Genomic DNA, 23,121 nt, shown 5'->3' on the forward strand with positions numbered 1-23,121 from the left:
GAGGAGGAGAAATATGGATAGAATCACTGAATATAAGGGGTATTGGGGAAATAGTTATAAGAGAATTAGAGGAAATGTATTATATGAAGTAATGGTAGCTGGTATCACCAAAAGACATAATGATTTTTTATACATGATGGTTATGGGTACAAATGGAAAAGTTTATTTTGATACTTATAAATACCTAAATGAAGAACTAGGAAATGAGGGATTTAGCAAAAGAGAATTAGCACTTCGCGCTTTAAAGTTACTTTATTCATACATTGAGCTTTTTAATACAGAAATAAGATATTTAGATGTGGATGACAAGAAAAAATTTATAACTTTTCTGCAAGGTGGTCAATGTATTGGACAATACATATCGTATGATTTTATGACTGTACGGAAGAATGATACTGTTAATTCTTATTTAGGAGTTTATAGAAAATTTTTTCGTTATTTAGGGATAAAAGGCAACGTATTTGAAGAACAAAGTGGGATAAAAAAAATTATAGGTAGTGGTAGTGCTTTTAACTCTAAAGCTAATGCAATAGAAGTACACAAATACTCAATGAACTTAAAGGAAGTTAAAACAACTATAGTCCCTAAATACATAAAATACACCGAATATTCAGAATTGATGAGTTTAATTGAGGATAAATATACACTTCGAGAGAAGATTATAGTCAAATTAATGTATGAATATGGGCTTAGAATTGGTGAGGTTTTAGGTTTAACTTTAGAGGACATTCAAGGAGGACATATAACAAAACAAAAAGGTAGGTGCCGATTAATATTAAGGAATCGTTTTACAGATAAGCCTTGGCAATACGCAAAAGGTTGTTTAAAGATTATATCACGCAATAATTACACTAAAGAGATTTATAATACAGAGGGTGGTGGTTTTCAAATTATTAATATTTCATCTAAAACATTTAATTTAATTCAAGAATATATTGATGAAACTACTTCTCCTTTTTCCCTGAGTGATAAAGCATATAAAAATTACTTGGAAAAAAATATAGCCGATAAAGTTAGTGAAATGGATATTGATAGAAATGCATACGTCTTTCTTAGTAAAAATTACACACCAATAGCTGGCGGAGCTTGGAATAGGATTATGAAAAACATTTTTCAACAAGTTGGGATCCAAATTGATAGAGGAAAGAAAACTGATAATCTTAACCATCGTTTTCGTCATGGTTTTGCAATGTTTAAGGTGTTACATGAAGGGTTTGATGAGATTAAGTTAGCTTATGTTATGCGTCATTCAAATACTAACAGTGTGCGAGCATATTTTAATCCAACAGAAGATGACTTAATTGTTTTCGCTAGTAAGCAAGATAAGCTAACTAAGAGAGGTTTAAGGCTATGACAACAGCAACGAAGTCATTGAAATTTGATAAATTCCCAATTAAATTAAGTAAGACATTTAAACAGTATGTAGAAAATCATCTGAAAAATGAAGAGTTTAAATCTTTGTTTTGGAAATTTTTTGAGGATAGTTATTTAAATCAATGTCTTTCTGTATATGTTCGTAATTCAATTCGTTACAATCTGGATAGATTCTTATACAGTATATTGAAAAATTACACTATCCAGCATTTTTCTTGGAAACAATATTGTGTGAGTATGAAGTGTATTCGAGAATACAAGACTTGGAGTGATCAAACCAAGAGGATAGCAAGAATAATGTTGTCCGATTTATATCTTTACACTATAGAAAATAGACATTTAAATATGGTAGATTTTAATAAACTAAAGGAAAATAAAGAATTTCTGATTCAGGAAGAACGAAGGACCACCTTAGGAAAAAATGAGTATTTCTTAGATCGAATTAGCACTAACTTTCCTCTGGATAGTTCACTAGACCAGCTGCACTTTATTCCGGAAGGTCAAATGATAACGAGAGATAATAAGAGTAGTAAAGCCAACATACTTAACTTAAATATTTCTAACAGTCAAATAAAATCCTTACTTATAGGGTTTTATCAAAGTGAAGAACAACAACCTCTTTTACTAAGGTATTTTTTATACTTGTTTCGTTATAGTTTAATGTCGATGAATAAGGAGCCGTATTCTATTGCTGATTTTACGTTCGAAGTTTTTAAAAAACAATATCGATTTTATCAAAATCGAAGGCTTAATGAGTTAACTCTTTTATTTAATGAACAAAGTTATACACTTTCTCGATACCTTGTTCGATTTTATATGTACCTTTGCAAGGTTATAAAAGAGCAAGGCATTCAACACAATATTTTCGAGGGAACGCTATACAACGAACACGTTTTAGGGAAAAATAGTTTCTCTGTTTACTATGAAAGAGGATATAAGTTAATTCATTATAATCCTTTTGAAGAGGTACCGTTTGAAAATAGATGGCAGCTAATACCTTCTGATGGTTATGCAAATACTTCTAAAAATAGGCCGTGCGGTATTGATTTTTTACAAGTTAAAGATAAGTCTCTTCGTGAAGATTTAAAAGCTTATGCTTGGAAACAAACTAGTATGTCGGTCAGAACGATGGCAAGAAATATTTATACGGTCATTGAATTTTTGAATTTTATCTCTAGCTATAAACAATTAAACAAAGTTGATGAGAATGTCTATGTAAATGCGGATTTGCTGGAACAATGGTGTTTCTATATAGGTGGTAAAGAAACAAATACACATACAGTAAATACTTATGTAAAGGCATGTAGGAGCTTTTTGAAATTTTATAAAAATAAATATCAAATTCCGATCTTGTTAATCGATATGCTTAAGCAAAAACCTCAAGATTATGATGGTGGAAATCCAATGACTAAACATGATATCAATTCATTTTCTAAAAAGTTTCAAGAAAAAAGGTCACAGAGTATTATGGGGGAACTTTGTTATATAATTTTTAATTTGGCCACTACTACTAAAATTCGTTTGGGGGAAATATTCAATTTAGAAAGAGACTGTATTTTAGAGAAATATGAGCAAGCTGGTGTAATTCAATACTATTCAAAGGGAACTGGTAATCAAAAGATTAAATTGACTCTAACAATTGAAAAAATTAATCTTATTGAAAAGGCTATAAGTCTCACAGAAAATGCATATAGTCAAGCTAGTACAGATATTAAAAAATATATATTTGTGAAAGAAGATGACCAAGTAAAAGGGAGGATCATAGATTTTACTTGGCAATTTTGGAATGTTTTTTCGAAGAATCAAAAAGAATTGGAAGGACAGCTTGATGGTAAATATCGTCCTTATGATCTTCGATCTACTTTTATAAATAATATATATACCGAAGGTATAAATGATAAAATACCAACTTCTGTGATCGTTCAAATGTCTGGAAATAGTATTCATACAGCTAAGAAGTATTATCGTAAAGCTACGGAAGTTCAAACATATGCTGAAATTTTTGCAGGAGTTACGGTTTCATCAGTTGATGTATATGGGAACATCTTGGAAGAAAAAGATGTTGAAGATCTTAATCCAGTAGAAGATGGACTTGGTGGATGTAATCAAAGAGGTTGTGTAATTGAAGAGGAACAATACGAATGTCTCATTTGTCCTCATTTTGCTACTACCGCCAATAGAATACCGTTATTTAAGAAACACATAACAACGCTAAAAACAATAAAAGAAAGTACATTAAATAGCCAAGAACGAGGTATGATCGAAGCACAACTTAAATTATATACAGCCTATTATGTAAAACTACTTGAAAAAATTGGGGGTGGACAAGATGGAGCAAAAGCTTAAATCTTTAGAAGAATTACCAACTTATAAAAATGTACGAGCAGAACTTATCAATTTAAATTTTAAAAAAATTGTGGATTTTTCTGTAACTCCTAATATAAATTTTGCAAATGATATATGGGAATTTAATGAATTTAAAAGGTTTTCAAATGAGAATTGGGCATATCATTATGATTTTACCCAATTAGATACAACATATAAAAATTATGCTAAATATATGATTTTAAGAGAGTTATTTAATAGACACCTTCGTTTTACAACTGTAAAGAAAAGATTCTATTATGTTAGAGATTTCATTTATCATTTATCTAATCATTATATGTACTATCCTAATCTTATTGATGCTTCTTTTCTTAAAGGATTTTTAGCTAATGCACCATCTGAACGGAATTTAGCAGATAAAAAACATGCTATTAAGACGTTTTTGTTGGAGATAGAACTTAGAGTACCTGATGTTAATTTTTCGGATTGTTATAAATATCTTAATAAACATGACAGTAGGAAAATTAAAATTGAGAGAGAACAAGGGAAACATAAATTTGTTCCGCTGGATATACACAACAAAATAATTTCTCTTGCTATTCAAGATTTAAGAAATGAAGATTTACTCATTACTCAACGTGCAGCTGCGTGTATGATTGTTTTATTAGCCGACACTGGAATGCGTATCGGTGAATTCAGAATCTTAGAAATAGGTATGCTAGATGAAATAGGAGTTAAAGGTGAGTATGAAGTCTTTTATTATCTTAACTTTAAGACTTACAAAACAGTAAAAGAAAAAAAATATAAATGGACTAGAAGTTTTATAACAGAAAATGCCTTGCTAGCATATAGAACGCTAACGGAAATATACAAAGAAAGAAGGAAAACACAATATTTATTTGTAAACGATAAGGGGAAAGAAGTGTCAAAAACTTTATTACGTATGCGTCTAGTGCAATTTTTTTATCGACATCAAAATCAATTACAGCTCGATAAAATTATCGATTACGATGTAAGTCAATTTTCTGTGACGCGAAAGAGAAACTACAAATCGCTAAAGTTTGTTCCAGATGATGAAATGGATAAAGATATATACTATGTTACTTTTCATCAATATCGAGTTATATTAGCTACAATTTTATACAATAAAGGTTATCATCTAGACTTTATTCGCCAGCATATGAACCATTTAACTGAAGAAATGACTCAACATTATATTAGATTTAACGAGATAAAAAAAATAGAGATAAATGCGATTGAAACGTTGAAAAAGAGGTCCACAAAGGATGGTTTGACACTGAATACAAATATAAATGACATCTCTGATAAATATATAATAGAAGAACTTCGAACTGAAGAATATCAAGAAGTATATAATCAAATAAATAAATTTTTGAAAAAAAACAAACTGAATATTTTCACAGATATAGAAGAAATCGTATCTAAACTTTCAAGAACTGACACCCCGATTGCGGATACAGAATTAGGTATATGTGCGAAGTCCTTTAATAAATTATGTGAACGTAATCAATATATATCAAGTATTAATGATGCTTATTATCTTGGTGTTCAGATTCATTCGTTAGAAGAATTACCATTCTCATTAAAGAGATTCCAAGAAAAAGCGAGTATCGTTGCATATAATGAAAAATTGTACGAGAAAAACAAAAAGTATCGTAATGAACTTGAAAGAGAATTAAAAGGTATCAAAAAGTATATTGAAAGAAAATTGAATCCCGAATTAATGTTACTTAAAGATGAAATAAGGTCTGGAGGGATTTGTGACAAATATCCTGAATTGGAAAGTATTGTAGAGAACATTAATGACATTGAAAAGGAAGTGAAAAAATGGAGCGCGAAAACATTATAGCTGCAACTCAGGAACATTTAAAACAGTTTAATTTAGGTGATTTAAGTCTTTATAAGGAAAGTACTCGAGAACAATTTATCACGATTGAACAATATTTCTTAGAAACCGAAGAACGAATTAACAAAACGCTCAAAGAAATTAAGTCGATAAACTTAAATATTCGTGGGATATGTAAGGCAATAAGTATTTCCAAAAGTACCGTTTATAACAATCCAAATACATTGCGTTTATATATTGAAAAACGTATTGATGATATTGAAAAGCAAGATTTATTATCAAAAAATAAAGAAAGAAAAAATCAGGAACGAATGTCAGAACTTGAAAACTTTATTGATAAAGCCATTATAGACCAAATAGAATTCAATAATTTGAAAGTACATAATGGATACTTGCAAGCTGAGGTTCATCGACTTGCCGAAAAGAATAAATTATTGGACTTGGAACGTGCAGAACTTGTAAAAAAAATAAATGATCTGGAATTAGAACTTAGGCAATTACGAAATAAAAAAGGAACTGTCGTTTCATTTAATTAAGATAAAGGATAATTTATAGACTATGTTCGTAAATATTTTTGCTAAAGGATAAATAAGTAATTATTTTTTCTGAATAATTACTCTCAAGTCGAAATATCTGTCTATTTTTTTCTGAGAAAAATGTAGAAGTAATCTTGAAACAAAGTGCAAAACCTGAAACTTCACTAGCACAATATTTTGATATACTAGCAGGGTACCCTCAGAACAATGCTTAAATATGTGTAGCTTTTATTTAAAACACTTTATTTGATTTTTAGACATATTATGTAAACATTTATTTTAATTATTAACTGTGGTGACATGTTATGATAAATATGTATTATAATAAAAATAGAGTAATAGGTTCAGTCTGTACAACGCATGGAGCTCAAGCAACGATGCATGCTGTGCAACATATGCCACATAATCATAAAATTAGACACCATTATCCTCATGTAGGATATACACAGCAAAGTATATACCCTATGGGCTTTACACCGATATCATTTTATTGATTATTTTTATTATTATATACAATTCCGATATTCTGAGTATGAAAATACATTCTAGAGAACAGGATAATAGGCATATTAAGAGATGTGTTGTTAAATTTGCAGAATTTTTTTATGCTTCATATACGATAAAAGTTATTAAGAGCATTCATACCTATTGAGAAACAAAGGCGAAGTCTTCAAAAAATCTCCGCCTTTTCAACGTACAGTGAACTTCAACAATTACTAGTTACTCCCTAAAAGTAGTTCTTTTTTTACAAAGGTGTTTATGTTTTTTTCAAACTTCGCAAAGAATGTTTGTTTCCGTTGAAGTGATACGTATATCCACTGACCACGAATTTGAAATTTAATAAGTCAATTATTAAACATAATAAAATGATTTTCTAATGGATTTAAATAGGGAATATTCTATACATGTGAAGTAAACATAGCACCTTATTATCGGAATTCAGTATTATGGGGAGTTGTGTGATTAAACCAGAACTAACCAGCTGAATAATGTAAAAACAGCCAATCCATTAGGGAAATTTAAATTTATTTCATTAAATTCCCCTGCATGTACAGGAATTATAGGGTTAGAAATATCATAAATTTCTACATTGTTACCGAAGGCATTTGCTACATAAAGGGTAGTACCTGTAATAGCTAATACAGCAGGAGTATTTAAATTCCTCTCAGTAAACCCTCTTATACGTATAGGATCCATGGGATTAGAAATATTATAAATTTCTATAGTATTATCGCCAGCATTTGCTACATAAAGAATGTTCCCTGTAGTAGCCAAGCCGGCAGGAATATTTAAATTTCCTACATTAAATTCTCCTACACGAAGAGGGAATATAGGATTGGAGATATTATAAATTTCTATCATGTTTTTATCTTGATTTGCTACATAAAGAGTAGTGTTTGTAATAGCCAATCCGGAAGGGAAGCTTAAATCTCCTGTATTAAATTGCCCCACATGTGCAGGAGTTGTAGGATTGATAATATTATAAATTTCTACTGTATTATTAAGAGCACTTGATACATAAAGAAATCTATCTCTCACAATAGGAGGGAAAGAAGCTGGGAAGGCAGGAAAAAGTCTACGGCAGTTTTTCTTCCGTTTTGGAAAATATGAGTTCAAAACAATTCACCTCCTTTTATCTAGCTAATTTGGCTCTAACAAAATAATGTATCAAATTAGTGTGGATTCTATATTTATACGTTGGCTGTACCCCTACTATAATTATTTATATTCGAAATTACTCATTTTGCTAATATGCTTGTCCACATTTTCGAAAAAATTATGATGAATATTGTATACAAGTCCAGTTAATGTGACTTGATTTGTCGGTAGAAAAGAAAATGCACAAACCTTTGATACCATTAAGTTCTTGAATTTTCCCTTTGTATTATAATATGAATGATGTCATACATGTTAAAGATATTGGAGTTTTGGGGCTTATAGATGTTTTGTATTAGTATAAAAATCTCTATAGAATCTCTATTAATGATGTTTATTTTCTATAGTAGGAGCAACTAGTCGTTTAGTCTTTTGAACAGATCGTATGTTATGTAATAGTCTTCATGTTGTTTGTGATATATTTGTATATCTTTTTTCGATGTTTTAAATTCTTCTTAAGTGCGTCGTAGTTCTTCTCTCATGGATTGAATTTTTTGTTATTTCTTCACGTTCCTCATGCACCGGTTTACGTAACAAATTGGTGTTTTTTTCGCTTTCTAATATTTCTTTATCTCTTGTAAATTGATAAAACAAAATACCTCTGAATGTGAAATTTATTTATTAAGGGAGGATGGTTTACACATCTCATTTTTTATGAAAAATGCTGTGATATTTTTTATTGATGCTATTTTGTTTATCTAATGAATTTATTAGTTATGAAAAGAGTTTTTTGGAGGTGAATTATGTTAAATGAAAAAAAATGGAGAGGTCTTATACCAGATAATGTTTTGAGTTCTGCTGCATTAAATCCAAACTTGATTGGTCCTACATTTCCACCTATCCCTTCTTTTACATTTCCAACAGGAAACACGGGACCAACAGGAAACACCGGACCAATGGGAGCCACGGGACCAACAGGAAACACGGGACCAACAGGAAACACCGGNTATGAAATTCATAAGCTACACCGAAAAATAAAGGTATTTACTGAAAATACTACAAAACCGAAGTTTAATATTCATCTATTTCTCGAAGGTACTTTGGCAGAGGTGCATTTTAATGATCATAAAAAATTCATGAATGAAAAACGCTTAACGAAGGATATTTCAAAAGAGATGGAGCAAAGGATTCAAAAATCAATAAAGCTTGTTCAAAAAAAATATAAGGTGGATGTATTAGCGTTAGGAGAAGTATATAAGCGGAATAATTATAAAGAATGGAAGAAAATAAGTAAGAATTGGGATCAAGGTGAGAATTATTTTAGTAATGCCAAAATTAATGTTCATGTTCATCCGGTAATTGAACATTCAGGATCAGCTTTGCCGAAGAGAGTGAAATAACCCCTTACAATTTTGCAATAGCATCTCAATATTATTAATAAATACTTATAATATCTAAAACATAAGGGATATGTTTTGAATTCTGTGTAATTATAAACATCTCATAATTTAATCAAGTACTTAGCGGTACCTAAAAAATTTAAAAATAGAATATCACTTGAAATTCCAATAGTGTATTAAAATAAGGGAAATATTGACAACTGAATCGATGAATTTAAAATATTATGTGGAGGTGAAAATAAGCTTGAATTTTAGAGAAAAAGGGAATTGGATAATGGAGTTAAAGGAGTACGACATTTATAAAGGTGAATCGCTAATATGTAATAGAACTGTACAGGAGTGCGCTCAACATTGGGGCGTACTTCCTAAAACAATACTCTTTTATAAAACACCAGCTCATAGAAAGAGAGTAGATAGCAAAAAGAAAGCTCGTAATTATTTAACTGTTATGCCGTTAGACGAGGATTAATATGGAAATTTCATTTTGTGGAAAATCGCTAAAATAAAACGAGCACTTATGTCAGAGGGCTCGCTTAAAAAACATTCTGTGTATTAGGGTTATGTTTGGGAGTTATGAACCAATGAATGTCTATAAAGTAAGGTTCAAGGTAGTTTATTCATTTTAAAGTAAATAGGTACCTGTACTGCAAAAAAAGAGCAACTAACAAAAGTTAACTGCTCCATTACCAAAAGGTTCCGGGCTGCAAACACTGTTAAGAAAGCAGCTTATGATTAGTATGTACAAAATTGTGAGGATTATTAGGATAAAAAAGAGCGCCTTCGAACAGCGCTCTTCCTCAGAGTATATAGTGCACAATACTTCATGAATGTTTTTAAGAAATAAAATGAATGAGCTCACAACTGAAAAGATGCAGCTACACAATAATATATGAAAATGCTGTAGTAGGAGTGACAATGAAAGCTAAAAAAAGAGCAGCTAGCAAAAGCTAACTGCTCGGTTCTCCAAGGGGGAGCAAGGAGAAAGTAACTTAATGGGTTTTCTGGATTATTGACAGAATGTTGGGTTTATTCAGGGGGGGTAGAGGGAAATGAAGGTGTTAAGAGATCAATTGCGTGAATGGGAAAAATAATCAAAACAAGCAAAGAAGAAAAACAAGAAAAAACAAAAAGAGAAATTAAGTACTCGTGAAATTGAGGATTTAATGAGGAGTAAACTGATTAAAGAGAGAAATCCATTATATGTCTTCATACGGAGTATATTTTTACTATTATTAGGATTTTATTCACCGATATTTACCATATTCAGTGTAATGATAGGGAGCTATACGATTAATAGGATTTCTGTTGAGAATAACATGAATGCATATAGTTCTGATGCATCGTGTCGAGAATTTTCCTTACTTATTCATACAACTTGGCGAGCGTTTTGGAATATATGTTTACAGTTGTTTCTATGTTTTGTAGTGATTGCAATCGGATGTTACTACAATATGAAATGGACACAGCTTTTTAAAGCAATTCTCGGAAAGAACTCGGTTACATTTACACAATTAACAGTGCCGTTATTGATATCTATAATATCTACTTATTTTTGTCATGGCATGATTGTATTAGCTGTTTGGATTCGTAAAAAAACGATTTTAGACGAAGGTTAGGATATGGAAAACCACTAACATTTCAATCTGTTTTAAGGTGCGTTTTTTTGCAAAAAATAGAGCTGATGTTATTACCATGTTCAGAGTAAAGGGGCTTTTTACTTGTTGATATTTCAAAAAAATTAGCGATAGAACCTAAAAAGATGAAGTTATGAATTAAAAAATATAAAAAAGTTATCCTTTTTAAATAGGGTAGACTAAAAAGGGTAACTTTTTTTATTAAATGATATTAAATTTCTTAAGTTCGAAAGTGGATAGGAAGTACTTTACATTTCAGCTGTAGATAAAATGAGAATTTTTCTGATGAGCGAGGAAATCTTTTTAGTGATTTTAGATAATTTTAAACATTTAAGGTTTCAAGTATGTATTTAAGGACTTGCTACAGACATTATTTTATGTTATTACTTTCTACGAACTCAGAGAAGTTATGAATAAACTTTAGTATGAATTGCAATTCATCCATATTTTTTTGATGAATTAGAGAAGTAATGATACTTAGAAATTCCTCTCTTTGAGGGTTTTCGAGTAAATTGATATTACCTAAGTCTAACACTTTTTCAGGTGAAACCTCTAGACCAACAGCAATTTTTTGTAGAGTAAGCATGGAAATATTTCTTTCTCCACGTTCAACTCCCCCAATATAAGCTTGTTGTAAATTGATTCGTTCAGCTAATTCTTCTTGTGTCAATCCTCTTTTTTTTCGTAATAATCGGATGTTTTCTCCTACTAATTTTAAGAAAGCAGACAAATGTATCACCTCTCTATCAGATTAGAGAAGTGTACAAATGAATGTAAGAACACTATAGTACTTAAAAACGATATAAAAGAACTTAAAAGTATTTTTAGGTGTTGATTATTTATTTGAAATGGGAACGAAATTAAAGATTAAAGGATATTATTTGTCAATTGTCTTAGTTGTTAGAGAATATACTATACATAATAGGTTAGGTTTAATAGAGAATGTCTCCAACAATTATTAAATTACCGTATCAAACCGTGCTATACCAAACACCACCGAACCGAACCCAACCGGGATGTACCATACCAATCCTAACCTTATTTAATGACCTATCTCTTCAGCAATAGGGAAGTCAACTCCTATTGAACAGTTTTAACTGTTTCGACACTATCATATTCTTTAGAGATTATTCATATCATATAAAATTAAAACAATTTAGTTTAAATATGAATTTGTTTTAATTTATAACCGTATCAAATCGTACCATACATTTAGTTCAGCTTTTTAAATACACCTCATAAATTTTATTAAACATTGTGTTCGTTTGTTTATTAAGTACTATCAAAAATCTATTCTATTTTCTTAATAGTGAATCTTCTTCCCAAACATGTTTACGCCAATCTGCTGTTATAACTCTGTCTTTTAAAGCTTTTGCAATCATACCTTGATGGAAGTGATCTGCACGTAGAACATGACATTTTCTGCAAAGGGTACGTAAATTTCGGATTTTATTATCCCCACTTAGCCCACTAACTATGTGATCGATATGACATTCATTTAATAAGACTGATTTTTTACAACGTATACATTGTCTATTATCTCTGTTCCATATAATTGGTCTTATGTTTATTCTCCACGTTTCATAAGGAGTTCTTTTCTTAGGCATGTGCTACTTCCTGAACAATATTAAAATCAGTGACATGGAATCGTCCAAATCCTACTTTTCTTGCGTCTCCTAACCCAGCGTAAGCACCTGCATCGTGGCAAATAGCTCTCATTTGTTCACGATTAATTAAGGTTCCTTCCCATATAATACTAAACTCTGTTTCCCAACCAGATGAAATGGCTAGACGATAACGTATATTTTTTACTCCTCTTCTTGAAACCGGCCGTACATCAATATATACATCTTTTTTATCATCCCTTGTTATTTCATTAATAGGGGGAAGAAACCTGTTAATGAATATCTTATTATCTAGTACTTGGAGTGTTGAAGACACTTCTGGTTCTAATGTTCCTCTTCCTTTAGATATAAACTTTCCTCCCGCACGTAAACAAGAGAAAATATAAATAGGATCCAAATAAAGTTGTCCTTGTGGGGTAGCTTGAAAAGTTTTTTTCCATTCTTCAGGGTTGTTTCCTGGAACTCCCCATTTTTCTTGTTTTGTTATTGGGATTGCATCCTCAGTAAATCTGTTAAATAACAGTGGCCTAGTTCCGTAAATTTTAACATTAGCGCAAATTATTGACATTTAAAACACCTCCTAAAATAAATCTTAAAAGTATTTATTTACAATTTTTATTACTTTTAAACATACAAATGAAATTTATGTTCAAAATAATTAGTTGCATAAAACGCAGGTATATGATTCCTTGAAGTTATCCTTATTTAACACTTAATCTTTCCTTGTTTAGTAACTATGATTATTAAGCTTGCATAGGTGAAAACATGCTGGATAATTTTCTGGTTACTATGTCTTATAAAAAAGATAAGATTACTCCATAAAATGTATATTTTAATTAAGCGAATGAAATAGAAAATAAATTCGGCTAGAAGATGTAATTAATATTCCGGTTTTTTATTTAAATAATGAAAAAAGTGTCCAATCAAAATAATTAAGATGGGAAAATTTTATTACCAAAACAAATTACAGCACTTAATTTTAATCATTTTTCATATAGAGAAGTGTCCAATTCAATAACATAGAAAAACTCAACGGTTTACTGTGTTTGTCTGAATGGACATATTTTAAGATAGTATAAGTTGCGGGTTATTAGTTCAGGTATTATTGGTTTTTCAATGGGTCTTATTCAAAAAAGAGTTGGCTTTAGTGTGAAAAACGGGTCGTTTAACAAGGGGGATATATCTTATTTAGCAATTACTGGGCTAGTTGGTATTGTCATTGCTATTATATTTGCTGGGGCATTCGATATTATTGTGATGGGAGAACCATTTGACAAAATTGTTATACAAGTATTAGGAGCAACAATTTCCGATGTTATCGTTTTCTTAGTACTTGGATTGCCACTTACAATTGGCTTGGCCAAATCTAATAAGAAACATACACATTTAAAAATTGAAAAGTAGGGATGTTAACATGCAACCAATTATTTCGTTTGAACAATTTACCTTTCAATATGGGCATGCTGCGCAGCCTACTTTAAGTGATATTACCTTTCATATATACCCTGGGGAAAAAGTACTAATTGCTGGACGAAGTGGTTCAGGAAAGTCGACATTAGCTCATTGTATAAATGGGCTAATCCCATTTTCTTACGAAGGGACTAGTACAGGTAACGTTTTAATTGCCGGTAAAGATCCGAGGGAAGGAAGTATTTTTGAACAAAGTAAACAGGTAGGAACAATTTTACAAGATCAAGATGCTCAATTTATTGGTCTGACAGTAGAAGAAGATGTAGCTTTTTATTTAGAAAATGAATGTGTAAAGCAAGATAACATGAAAAAGATTGTTTCGGACTCATTAAGAAAGGTGAAGATGCATACGTTTCATAAACAAAGTCCACATGAATTATCAGGAGGTCAAAAGCAAACAGTTTCTCTTGCTGGTTTATTAACAACAAATGCGGATATATTATTGTTCGATGAACCATTAGCGAACTTAGATCCACTAAGCGCCATACATACGATAGAACTTATGAAAGATATACATGAGCAGTATAATAAAACGATTGTTATTATCGAACATAGGATAGAAGAAATTTTAAAACTGGATTTAGACAAAGTTATATTAATTGATGAAGGTAAAGTCATTGCGATGGGAACACCAAAAGAAATCTTAGCGTCAAATATATTACCACGTATTGGCTTAAGAGAGCCTATTTACATCGAAGCATTAAAGAGATTACATTTTGATCGTAATAATGACGTAATATATCCAATGGAAAACCTTCAAAAAGAAAAGGTAAGCAACGTTATAAAAGAGTGGATGGAGAAACAAGTCATATTAGAAAGGAATGCTAAAAACAAGGAATTACTTAAAGTGGAGAATTTATCATTTTCATACCCTAATAAACAAAAAGTATTAGAAAATGTAAACCTTTTAATATATGAAGGAGAAATTGTGGCACTGTTAGGACATAATGGAGCAGGGAAATCAACATTAGCTCATAGTCTTATAGGTATAAACAAAATGAAAAATGGGAAAATTTCGTTAAAAGGTGAAGATATTAGTTCTTGGTCTATTCGTAAACGTGGGGAAATCATATCTTACGTGATGCAAAATCCAAATCATATGATTACACAGTCTACTGTTTTTGAAGAAGTTTCATTTACATTAACATTACATAATTTTTCTAAGGAAGAAATTAAGAATAAAGTAGAAGGGATTTTAAAAATTTGTGGTTTATATCCATTTCGTAATTGGCCAATTCAAGCACTAAGCTATGGGCAAAAAAAGAGACTAACAATCGCATCTGTATTAACAACAAATCCTAAGCTTATCATATTAGATGAACCGACAGCGGGACAAGATTATTATCATTATAAACAATTTATGTCGTTTATTAAAAACCTAGCTAAAAAGGGAATTTCATTTGTTTTTATCACTCACGATATGAATCTCGCGCTAGAATATACAGACCGTGCAGTAGTTCTACATGAAGGGAAAATTATTGCGGATAATACAGTGTTTGATGTATTAGGCAATCAAGAAACGTTACAAAGAGCCAACTTAAGAGAGAGTTCTTTAACCAAGCTTGTTAAATTTAGTGGGATTGCATGTCCAGAAAAATTTATGGAGCTTTATTTAGACAGTAATAGGAGGGAGGAAGGTGCATAGTACATATTTTCATCGTATGGATGGGATAGTGAAATTGTTTTTATTTATTTTTTGTATGACGCTTACTTTTTTGTTTTTTGATTTTCGGGTGTTGCTAATATTATTTATTATTGGGTGTATCGGACTCAGCATTGCTAAAATTCCATTTCGTAAAATTTTAATTGTTTTTAGTGTCATATTTACATTTAGTTTATTAAACTCTGTCATGATTTTATTTATTACACCAACTCATGGATCTGAATTAACTGAATCATATACCGCGTTTTTACATGTTGGATATGCAACGATTACATATGAAACATTATTTTATGCAGCTACACTTTCATTAAAGTATTTTACGTTATTACCATTTACACTTCTTTTTATTTACACGACAGATCCAAGCGAATTTGTAAGTAGCTTAAGTAAACTTGGTATTCATTATAAGATTACATATGCAATAAATATTGCACTACGTTATATTCCTGACATCCAGTCTGAGTATAAAATTATTAAACACGCGCAAGAAGCGAGAGGAGTGGCTTTTGAAAAAGGAGAAGCAAGTTTATGGGTTCGTATGAAGAACCGTGTTTTAATTTTCTGGCCACTAATCATTCATTCTCTAGAAAGAATAGATACAGTTTCAAATGCAATGGATTTAAGAGGATTTGGAAAGAAGGATAAACGTACATGGTTTTATACAAGTAAGGCGAAACGTGAAGATTTCCTTGCTTTATTTGCCGGTATTTTCATATTTATTGTTGCGGTATATTTAAAATTAAACGTATTTCAAAACTTTTGGTATCCATTTTAAAGCACTCTTTAAACGAGTGCTTTTACTTATTTTTATGTAGACATGCTCAAAAAAGGGATATATACATAATGTATAATACGAACCAGTTAAAATGATCAACTACCTATTAGTTTTCAAACCAAAAGGAGGAGAAAATATGAGTTACGGTGGTTCTTGTGGTTTTGGTGGAGGTTTCGCTTTACTAGTTGTGTTATTCATTCTATTAATAATTGTAGGATGCAGCTGCTGGGGCGGAGGATACTAATTTTTAATTAGTCTTCACAAATGTAAACTAAAAAAACATTGAAGATACTTATGTATCGAAACAAATAAAAAAGGAGCAACTATGCTCCTTTTTTATTTGTCTAAATGCGTATTCTTATTATATTTCGGGAACGTAATCGTTAAAGTCGTTCCTTTACTAACGATACTTCGGATTTTTAAACTTCCATGCATCGTCTCAATAATCTTAACAGCAACCATTGTACCTAAACCAGTTCCTTTTGTTTTTGTACTAAAATACGGTTCACCGAATCGATGTATTTGCTCCTGTGACATTCCAACTCCGCTATCTTCAATTCGTATTTCAACTTTACTATTATTGATAGATGAGGAAATATTTAAGGTACCACCATTAGGCATTGCTTCAATACTGTTTTTTATTAAGTTTAAAAAACATTGTTGAAAGTGCTGTTTATTACCAACAATGGTTGCCTCAGAAAAATCCTGTGTAATATGTATCGTATTCATATTACACAATGGCAATATCATATTAATAACTCGATTTAACTCTTGTTTTACTGAAATTTGATCTAATTTTTCTGGAGCAGGTTTGGCAAACGTTAAGTAATCATCGATAATTTCTTGGGCACGATTTAACTCTTCAAGTATATGTTTAATATATTCGTCTCTTGATTCAGGAGTTAAATTTTGTGTTTTTAAAAGCTGTGTAAATCCTTTTACAACCGTTAAGGGATTCCTTACTTCGTGCGATATACTTGCAGCGAGTTGGCTAACAATCTCCATTTTTTCCATTTTAATTAATTTAGAGCGCATTAATACAGCATCTTTTATAACTTCATTTATATAAACAATAAATAACATTAAAGTAGTCGGTAATACCATGAAATAAATAATATACAAATTATTTACTTCAAAATCTGATAAAGTTAATACAATTAAAGTTGTAAATATTGCTAGGAAAAAGGTTAAAAACATGGAAAAAGCTACTTTAAGTTTTCTATTATATGTATTAAATTTTGAAGATGCGAGTGCTGTAACGATGAACATTATTCCGTAAACAACGACTGTTAGCATATTAAAGCCATAAAATATAAATCTTGTAATTAATAAAATTGTAAACAATATGATACCGACAGGGAATCCACCATAAAGCGTACCTATTATGACCGGAATTTGTCTTAAATCATGAATACAACTTTCATCCATATAGATAGGGTATCGCATACATAAAATAAGCGGGATACTAGAACAAAGGGTAATCAGTAATATTTTGTATTTTTTCAAATAATGCCTGCTATCATATATGAAATAAAAAACAAATATACTACATAAAATGTATAGAAGATTATTTAATACGTTTTGATTAATATAAACAAAGTCCATAATATTTGCCTCGTTATTCTGAATTTACTTAACATATGTATTATACATAATAACATATGTTAAGGTGAATAAACCTTGTTAATACAAGATTTGTTTGGCTTTTTGTTATAAAATACAAACATTTTGAAAACGTTAGCTATCCAAAGATACTTTTACTAAAATTTTTTACTCCTTCTTCCTGCATGTTCGGTAAAACATGAGAATAAATCCTAAGAACCTGTCTAGAATCTTTTCAATAAAATTGCCACACCTGCCAATAAGCAACTTTGTCTACTGTTTTCAAGTGTTCGTTCACAGTTTTTCCACAGTCTGCGGTAATTTTCCAACCAAGCAAAAGTTCGCTCTACGATCCAGCGTTTGGGTAACACAACAAACTTGTGAAGTTCCGAGCGTTTGATAATTTCAACTGAACAATGAATCGTTTCTTTTATCGATTGTGCAAATGATGGGCCCGTATATCCACCATCACAAAGTATATTTGTCACTTTGTCCAATGATTTTTTATGCTTTTCACACATTTGGATAGCACCTTCTCGATCTGTTATNTTCACGCAGTTACAGGTACTGTACTTAGCCCGGAGGGCTTAAATAAACGATTTAATGAAAAATCAGTGTTATTTTTAAAACATATCTTCTCTTTGTTGTTACAACAAAAAATTTGTGAGCAAACTCACATTTCTAACCAATTTTATGCTCATTTTAAACGTATTCGCATCATGGATGCCACCGTGTTTCAAGTGCCTAATACTTTAGAGCATATCTATCCTGGTTCAGGTGGTTGTGCGCAAACAGCTGGAATTAAAATTCAATTAGAATATGATTTGCATAGTGGACAATTTCTTAATTTCCAAGTGGGCCCTGGAAAAAGCAATGATAAAACATTCGGAACAGAATGTTTAGATACGTTACGACCAGGCGATTTATGTATTCGTGATTTAGGGTATTTTTCATTAGAAGATTTAGATCAAATGGATCAACGGGGTACATATTTTATTTCACGCCTAAAGTTAAATACAAACGTATATGTAAAAAATCCAGATCCGGAATATTTTAAAAATGGTTCCATTAAAAAACAATCAGAATACATACAAATCAATGTCATACAGATTTTGAATCAACTCCAACCAGGGGAAACGATAGAATATCAGCAAGCTTATATTGGAGATAAACAGCAGTTATTTTCACGTCTTGTTTTTCATCGTTTAACAGCGGCACAATTACAAAAACGCCTAGAGAAAATTGCAGAAAAAGAAAAGTCAAAACACAGAACCTATTCAGAGAAAAGTAAATTAGTAGCGGGATTAAATGTATATGTGACAAATGCACCTTGGGAGTGGGTTCCGATGAAACAAGTCCATGAATTATATTCTTTACGCTGGCAGATAGAAATTGTTTTTAAAACGTGGAAATCATTGTTTGATATAGATCATTGTCGCACTGTCAAACAAGAAAGAATAGAGTGCCATTTATACGGAAAACTGATTGCTATTTTCTTATGTTCTTCTACGATGTTTAAAATGCGTCAACTTTTGTTACAGAAGAAGCAAAAAGAATTAAGTGAATATAAAGCAATTGGAATGATTCAAGACCATCTATTTCTCCTCTATCAAGCCATACAAAACACCCAAGAGATAACAAAGCTTTTAACCCGCCTGTTCCACCTTCTAGAGAAAAACGGACGGAAATCTCATCGATATGAGAAGAAAACAGTCTTTGATATCATGGGTGTTATCTATGAGTATAGTGGATATAGCAAACAAAAGAAAGCTGCATAAGAAAAAAATGAAACCCGTTAGGGTTTATTTCGTGTGCTTATTTTTAATAACATGCCCCCATTTGGGGAGATTTCAGTTCAAATGAACAAAATTTTGTTTTGTATCCATCCTTAAGTTGATGGGCATGGGGTCTTCACACCCTCTAAATTTTTCAATTTCTTTCAAAACAACTGGACGGATCCTCGCGCCATATTTATCTTTAAATCGTTCCCAATGACTATGTTCATCAAAGAAAATACGTTTTAATATATTTGCTTCCATAACTAAAAAATAGCACAATCTAACTCATTATGGAAATTCCAAATATTGTTCGTAATGCCTTATACAGCAAGCTTTCCAAGAGGGCTCTTCGTGCTCAAAAACTTATACTTTCTTATCTTAGTACAAAAAAAAGTTATTCTTTCTTAATAATCTATAAGAAAGAATAACTTTTTTTTGAATCTCTCCATTCAAGAGGAGTTACAACCATTTGCAGAAGAACTACAGCGCTACATCACACCTGGATTTTTAGAAAAACTGGCAAGAGAAATTAAGTTTATAAAGCGAAAACGTAAGTTTTCAGGATCAGATTTAGCTACCATTTGTATTTGGATTAGCCAGCGGGTGGCAAGTGACCCTTTAGTTCGATTGTGTAGCAGACTCCATGCAGCAACTGGTACTCTTCTTAGTCCTGAAGGCTTAAATAAACGGTTTACTGCACAATCAGTATTATTTTTAAAACATATCTTTTCGTTATTGTTACAACAAAAAATCTGTAAACAAACTCGCATTTCTAACCAACTTTTTGCTCATTTTAAACGCATTCGTATCATGGATGCCACCATGTTTCAGGTACCTAATACCTTGGAGCCTATATATCCTGGTTCAGGTGGTTGCGCTCAAACAGCTGGGATCAAAATTCAATTAGAATACGATTTACATAGTGGGCAATTTCTTAATTTTCAAGTTGGTCCTGGAAAAAATAATGATAAAACATTCGGAACAGAATGTTTAGATACGTTACGACCAGACGATTTATGTATTCGTGATTTAGGATATTTTTCATTAGAGGATTTAGATCAAATGGATCAACGTGGGACCTATTATATTTCTCGGTTAAAGTTAAATACGAATGTATATGTGAAAAATCCAGATCCACAATACTTTAAAAATGGTGCGATTAAGAAACAATCGGAATACATACAAATTAATGTTGTAGAGATTTTAAACCAACTCAAACCTGAAGAAACAGTAGAATATCAGCAAGCTTATATTGGCGATAAACAGCAATTATTCTCACGTCTTATGTTTCATCGATTAACAGAGGCACAATTACAAAAACGTCTAGAGAAGATTGCAGAAAAAGAAAAAGCGAAAAACAAAACGTATTCAGAGAGAAGTAAAATAGCAGCGGGATTAAATGTATATGTGACAAATGCTCCTTGGGAATGGGTTCCGATGGAACAAGTACATGAATTGTATACATTACGCTGGCAGATCGAAATTGTTTTTAAAACATGGAAATCATTGTTTGATATAGATTATTGTCGCACTGTCAAACGGGAAAGAATAGAGTGCTATTTATACGAGAAACTGATCGCTATTTTCTTATGTTCTTCTACCATGTTTAAAATGCGCCAGCTTTTGTTACAGAAGAAGCAAAAAGAATTAAGTGAATATAAAGCCATTGGAATGATCCAAGATCATCTGTTTCTCCTCTATCAAGCCATAGGGAAAAGCATCCAAGAGATAACAAAGCTTCTGATTCGCCTGTTCCATCTTTTAGAGAAAAATGGACGAGAATCTCATCGATATGAGAAGAAAACAGTTTTTGATATCATGGGTGTTCATTAGGAGTATAGCTAGAGAGTAAAAGAAAGTTGTATAATTTTAGAAATAAAATTCGTTAGAGTTTATTTCGCATGCATCCTTTTACGAATAATCAATATATTGAACAATTGGTAGCCGTTTTGAAAAGAATTTCATTTTATTTGTTCTTTTAAGTTGATGGGCATGTATGGTGAGGCCTATTAGGATTTGAAAGTAGACTGGAAAGTCTTTTACTTGTGTATTGTCTTATGCTTAATAAGGCTAGGGAGCGATTTGGGAATACCTTGAAATATTCTTTAGGGTGTTTCTAAATCAACTAGCACCACAGGTATTTATATGTATTATCATTCCATTCGCCCACACTCATCAGGGTTCTGATGCAAAACTGAGAAATGATTTAAAAATGGTCTTTCAAACTTGGCTATACTGATATTACTACTTAAAAAGGTGCGTGATCAGTATGGAACAAGAAAATATATTCAAATGGAAGCATTACCAGCCAGATATTATTTTATTAACAGTTCGTTGGTACCTGCGGTACAACTTAAGTCTTCGTGATTTGGTGGAAATGATGGAAGAAAGAGGATTATCCTTAGCTCATACAACTATTATGCGATGGGTTCATCAATATGGACCCGAATTAAATGAGCGGATTCGAAAACATTTAAAATCAACCAATGATTCTTGGCGAGTGGATGAAACATACATCAAAATTAAAGCAAGAAACGAATGCCGAAGGCATCATTCATCATAGCGATAGAGGAAGTCAATATGCTTCTCATGAATATCAAAAAATCTTAAAAAAAGCAACATTCCAAGTAAGCATGAGTCGGAAAGACAATTGTTATGATAACGCAGTGATTGAATCTTTTCATAGTGTATTAAAAAAAGAATGGGTCTATCCGAAAAGATATAGAACACGAGAAGAAGCGAAATCCAGCATTTTTAAATATATTGAAGTATTTTATAATCGAAAACGCAGTCATTCTGCACTGAAGTATGTATCACCAATTCAATTTGAAAAACAGTTTTATGAAAAGCAACAAGCTAACGCTGCTTAACGAATAAAATGTCTCTGTTTGATTTGTCTATTTTCTTGATATAGTACCAATTTTCTAAATCCTCTCGAATGAGTTCAAACTGTTTACGGGTAATATTACTTGTATAATTGTGTATCATAGGAATCATCCTTTTTACATCGATTATACTACAGATTTCAGACAGGTTCTAAGAGTTAATGAATACACGGAGATTTCAAAGAGTTGTAGACAAGTTTTCCAATTGGGATACAGCTGAAGAATTGTGTAAGGCAGCGAGGGATAAAAAAGAAATAATTCCAGTAAGGGTTTATTTGGGAGGTGGTTTTAAAACTGATGTTGTCGAGTACATGCGGTAGTAAAAGGGAGATGGACATATGAAAAAAGTAGAAATTGATGTTAGTAGCAACAAACTTTTAATAGTTTAGGATGGAAATGTAACAGTAGTCAATCCACCAATGAGCGGATTTGGTGAGCAAGTCGCGGTTTAGATAAACGGTAAGGTTGATCGTGTAGATACTAAGTTTACTGAAAAGATAAAATGATTATTTTTAGAAAGATACCCAGACGGATTTAGTCGAGAAGCTAGTCAAAATCGCGTAGATGTGAAGTGAAAATCGTAAAAAAAAG

The 23,121-nt window shown here is 31.3% G+C and carries 17 protein-coding genes and 9 pseudogenes; 19 read left to right on the forward strand and 7 right to left on the reverse strand.

The genetic code is table 11. The features are described 5' to 3' along the window. The first annotated feature begins 13 nt into the window (after positions 1 to 13). From V6946_RS13655 to V6946_RS13680, 6 genes and pseudogenes are all read left to right on the forward strand, one after another. The gene (locus V6946_RS13655) at positions 14 to 1,354 is read left to right on the forward strand and encodes a tyrosine-type recombinase/integrase (protein ID WP_366981567.1); all 1,341 of its coding nucleotides are present in this window, start codon (positions 14 to 16) and stop codon (positions 1,352 to 1,354) included. Continuing rightward, entirely contained in the window at positions 1,351 to 3,720 is a 2,370-nt protein-coding gene (locus tag V6946_RS13660) for a tyrosine-type recombinase/integrase (protein ID WP_366981566.1), read from the forward strand. The genes V6946_RS13655 and V6946_RS13660 overlap by 4 nt, the downstream gene beginning before the upstream one ends. Then, positions 3,704 to 5,569, forward strand: a complete 1,866-nt coding sequence (locus V6946_RS13665) for a tyrosine-type recombinase/integrase (protein WP_366981565.1) — start codon at positions 3,704 to 3,706, stop codon at positions 5,567 to 5,569. Before V6946_RS13660 ends, V6946_RS13665 begins: the two co-directional genes overlap by 17 nt. Continuing rightward, complete coding sequence (locus tag V6946_RS13670) at positions 5,548 to 6,102, forward strand: hypothetical protein (RefSeq protein WP_366981564.1); 555 nt, start codon at positions 5,548 to 5,550, stop codon at positions 6,100 to 6,102. Before V6946_RS13665 ends, V6946_RS13670 begins: the two co-directional genes overlap by 22 nt. Positions 6,103 to 6,191: 89 nt before the next feature. After that, positions 6,192 to 6,314: pseudogene (locus V6946_RS13675) on the forward strand (Ger(x)C family spore germination protein); the annotation flags it as partial. Positions 6,315 to 6,652: 338 nt separating this feature from the next. Continuing rightward, positions 6,653 to 6,833, forward strand: a pseudogene (locus tag V6946_RS13680) (IS6 family transposase); the annotation flags it as partial. Between the two features lie 232 nt (positions 6,834 to 7,065). On the opposite strand, the gene V6946_RS13685 reads toward V6946_RS13680, so the two are convergent. Next, a complete protein-coding gene (locus V6946_RS13685; protein WP_366981561.1) occupies positions 7,066 to 7,719 on the reverse strand; it encodes a hypothetical protein in 654 nt (217 codons plus the stop codon). Positions 7,720 to 8,501: 782 nt separating this feature from the next. Between V6946_RS13685 and V6946_RS13690 the strand changes: the two genes are divergently transcribed. From V6946_RS13690 to V6946_RS13700, 3 genes are all read left to right on the forward strand, one after another. Continuing rightward, the gene (locus tag V6946_RS13690) at positions 8,502 to 9,098 is read left to right on the forward strand and encodes a Ger(x)C family spore germination C-terminal domain-containing protein (protein ID WP_406622339.1); all 597 of its coding nucleotides are present in this window, start codon (positions 8,502 to 8,504) and stop codon (positions 9,096 to 9,098) included. Between the two features lie 274 nt (positions 9,099 to 9,372). Continuing rightward, positions 9,373 to 9,567, forward strand: a complete 195-nt coding sequence (locus V6946_RS13695; protein WP_366982221.1) for a hypothetical protein — start codon at positions 9,373 to 9,375, stop codon at positions 9,565 to 9,567. Positions 9,568 to 10,414: 847 nt separating this feature from the next. After that, entirely contained in the window at positions 10,415 to 10,714 is a 300-nt protein-coding gene (locus tag V6946_RS13700; RefSeq protein WP_366982222.1) for a hypothetical protein, read from the forward strand. Between the two features lie 388 nt (positions 10,715 to 11,102). On the opposite strand, the gene V6946_RS13705 is transcribed toward V6946_RS13700, so the two are convergent. The 3 genes from V6946_RS13705 to V6946_RS13715 form a co-directional block, all read right to left on the reverse strand. After that, complete coding sequence (locus V6946_RS13705) at positions 11,103 to 11,462, reverse strand: helix-turn-helix transcriptional regulator (RefSeq protein ID WP_366982215.1); 360 nt, start codon at positions 11,460 to 11,462, stop codon at positions 11,103 to 11,105. 565 nt (positions 11,463 to 12,027) lie between these two features. After that, positions 12,028 to 12,339 (reverse strand): HNH endonuclease, encoded by a 312-nt coding sequence (locus V6946_RS13710; RefSeq protein ID WP_033691661.1) that lies wholly within the window; start codon positions 12,337 to 12,339, stop codon positions 12,028 to 12,030. Next, entirely contained in the window at positions 12,332 to 12,925 is a 594-nt protein-coding gene (locus V6946_RS13715; RefSeq protein WP_366982214.1) for a hypothetical protein, read from the reverse strand. Before V6946_RS13715 ends, V6946_RS13710 begins: the two co-directional genes overlap by 8 nt. Positions 12,926 to 13,443: 518 nt before the next feature. Here V6946_RS13715 and V6946_RS13720 point away from each other — a divergent pair. From V6946_RS13720 to V6946_RS13735, 4 genes and pseudogenes are all read left to right on the forward strand, one after another. Continuing rightward, positions 13,444 to 13,761 (forward strand): annotated as a pseudogene (locus V6946_RS13720) (ECF transporter S component); the annotation flags it as partial. Between the two features lie 10 nt (positions 13,762 to 13,771). Continuing rightward, positions 13,772 to 15,472 (forward strand): ABC transporter ATP-binding protein, encoded by a 1,701-nt coding sequence (locus V6946_RS13725; RefSeq protein ID WP_325826022.1) that lies wholly within the window; start codon positions 13,772 to 13,774, stop codon positions 15,470 to 15,472. Further along, on the forward strand, positions 15,465 to 16,265 hold the full coding sequence (locus tag V6946_RS13730) for an energy-coupling factor transporter transmembrane protein EcfT (RefSeq protein ID WP_006915341.1): 801 nt from the start codon (positions 15,465 to 15,467) through the stop codon (positions 16,263 to 16,265). Before V6946_RS13725 ends, V6946_RS13730 begins: the two co-directional genes overlap by 8 nt. 136 nt (positions 16,266 to 16,401) lie before the next feature. After that, positions 16,402 to 16,509: a YjcZ family sporulation protein gene (locus tag V6946_RS13735; RefSeq protein WP_000120182.1), complete on the forward strand. Its 108-nt coding sequence runs from the start codon at positions 16,402 to 16,404 to the stop codon at positions 16,507 to 16,509. A gap of 92 nt (positions 16,510 to 16,601) precedes the next feature. On the opposite strand, the gene V6946_RS13740 is transcribed toward V6946_RS13735, so the two are convergent. From V6946_RS13740 to V6946_RS13750, 3 genes and pseudogenes are all read right to left on the reverse strand, one after another. Beyond that, positions 16,602 to 17,870, reverse strand: coding sequence for a LytS/YhcK type 5TM receptor domain-containing protein (locus V6946_RS13740; RefSeq protein WP_006915378.1), 1,269 nt, complete (start codon positions 17,868 to 17,870; stop codon positions 16,602 to 16,604). Positions 17,871 to 18,006: 136 nt separating this feature from the next. Beyond that, a pseudogene (locus V6946_RS13745) lies at positions 18,007 to 18,084 on the reverse strand (integrase); the annotation flags it as partial. Between the two features lie 7 nt (positions 18,085 to 18,091). Beyond that, complete coding sequence (locus V6946_RS13750) at positions 18,092 to 18,388, reverse strand: transposase (protein ID WP_406622340.1); 297 nt, start codon at positions 18,386 to 18,388, stop codon at positions 18,092 to 18,094. Between the two features lie 30 nt (positions 18,389 to 18,418). On the opposite strand from V6946_RS13750, the pseudogene V6946_RS13755 reads away from it, so the two are divergent. The 6 genes and pseudogenes from V6946_RS13755 to V6946_RS13780 all read left to right on the forward strand — a co-directional run. Continuing rightward, a pseudogene (locus V6946_RS13755) lies at positions 18,419 to 19,645 on the forward strand (IS4 family transposase); the annotation flags it as partial. Between the two features lie 435 nt (positions 19,646 to 20,080). Continuing rightward, on the forward strand, positions 20,081 to 21,478 hold the full coding sequence (locus V6946_RS13760; protein ID WP_406622341.1) for an IS4 family transposase: 1,398 nt from the start codon (positions 20,081 to 20,083) through the stop codon (positions 21,476 to 21,478). Between the two features lie 173 nt (positions 21,479 to 21,651). Then, a pseudogene (locus tag V6946_RS13765) lies at positions 21,652 to 21,765 on the forward strand (IS982 family transposase); the annotation flags it as partial. A 149-nt stretch (positions 21,766 to 21,914) separates the two neighbouring features. Next, positions 21,915 to 22,178 (forward strand): annotated as a pseudogene (locus tag V6946_RS13770) (IS6 family transposase); the annotation flags it as partial. A gap of 7 nt (positions 22,179 to 22,185) precedes the next feature. Beyond that, positions 22,186 to 22,515, forward strand: a pseudogene (locus tag V6946_RS13775) (transposase); the annotation flags it as partial. A 353-nt stretch (positions 22,516 to 22,868) separates the two neighbouring features. Further along, positions 22,869 to 22,982, forward strand: a pseudogene (locus V6946_RS13780) (DUF3954 domain-containing protein). Positions 22,983 to 23,121: the final 139 nt, after the last annotated feature.

Origin of the sequence: Bacillus sp. PPSBB_2 (assembly GCF_045291115.1) — a bacterium.
Lineage (GTDB): Bacteria > Bacillota > Bacilli > Bacillales > Bacillaceae_G > Bacillus_A > Bacillus_A cereus.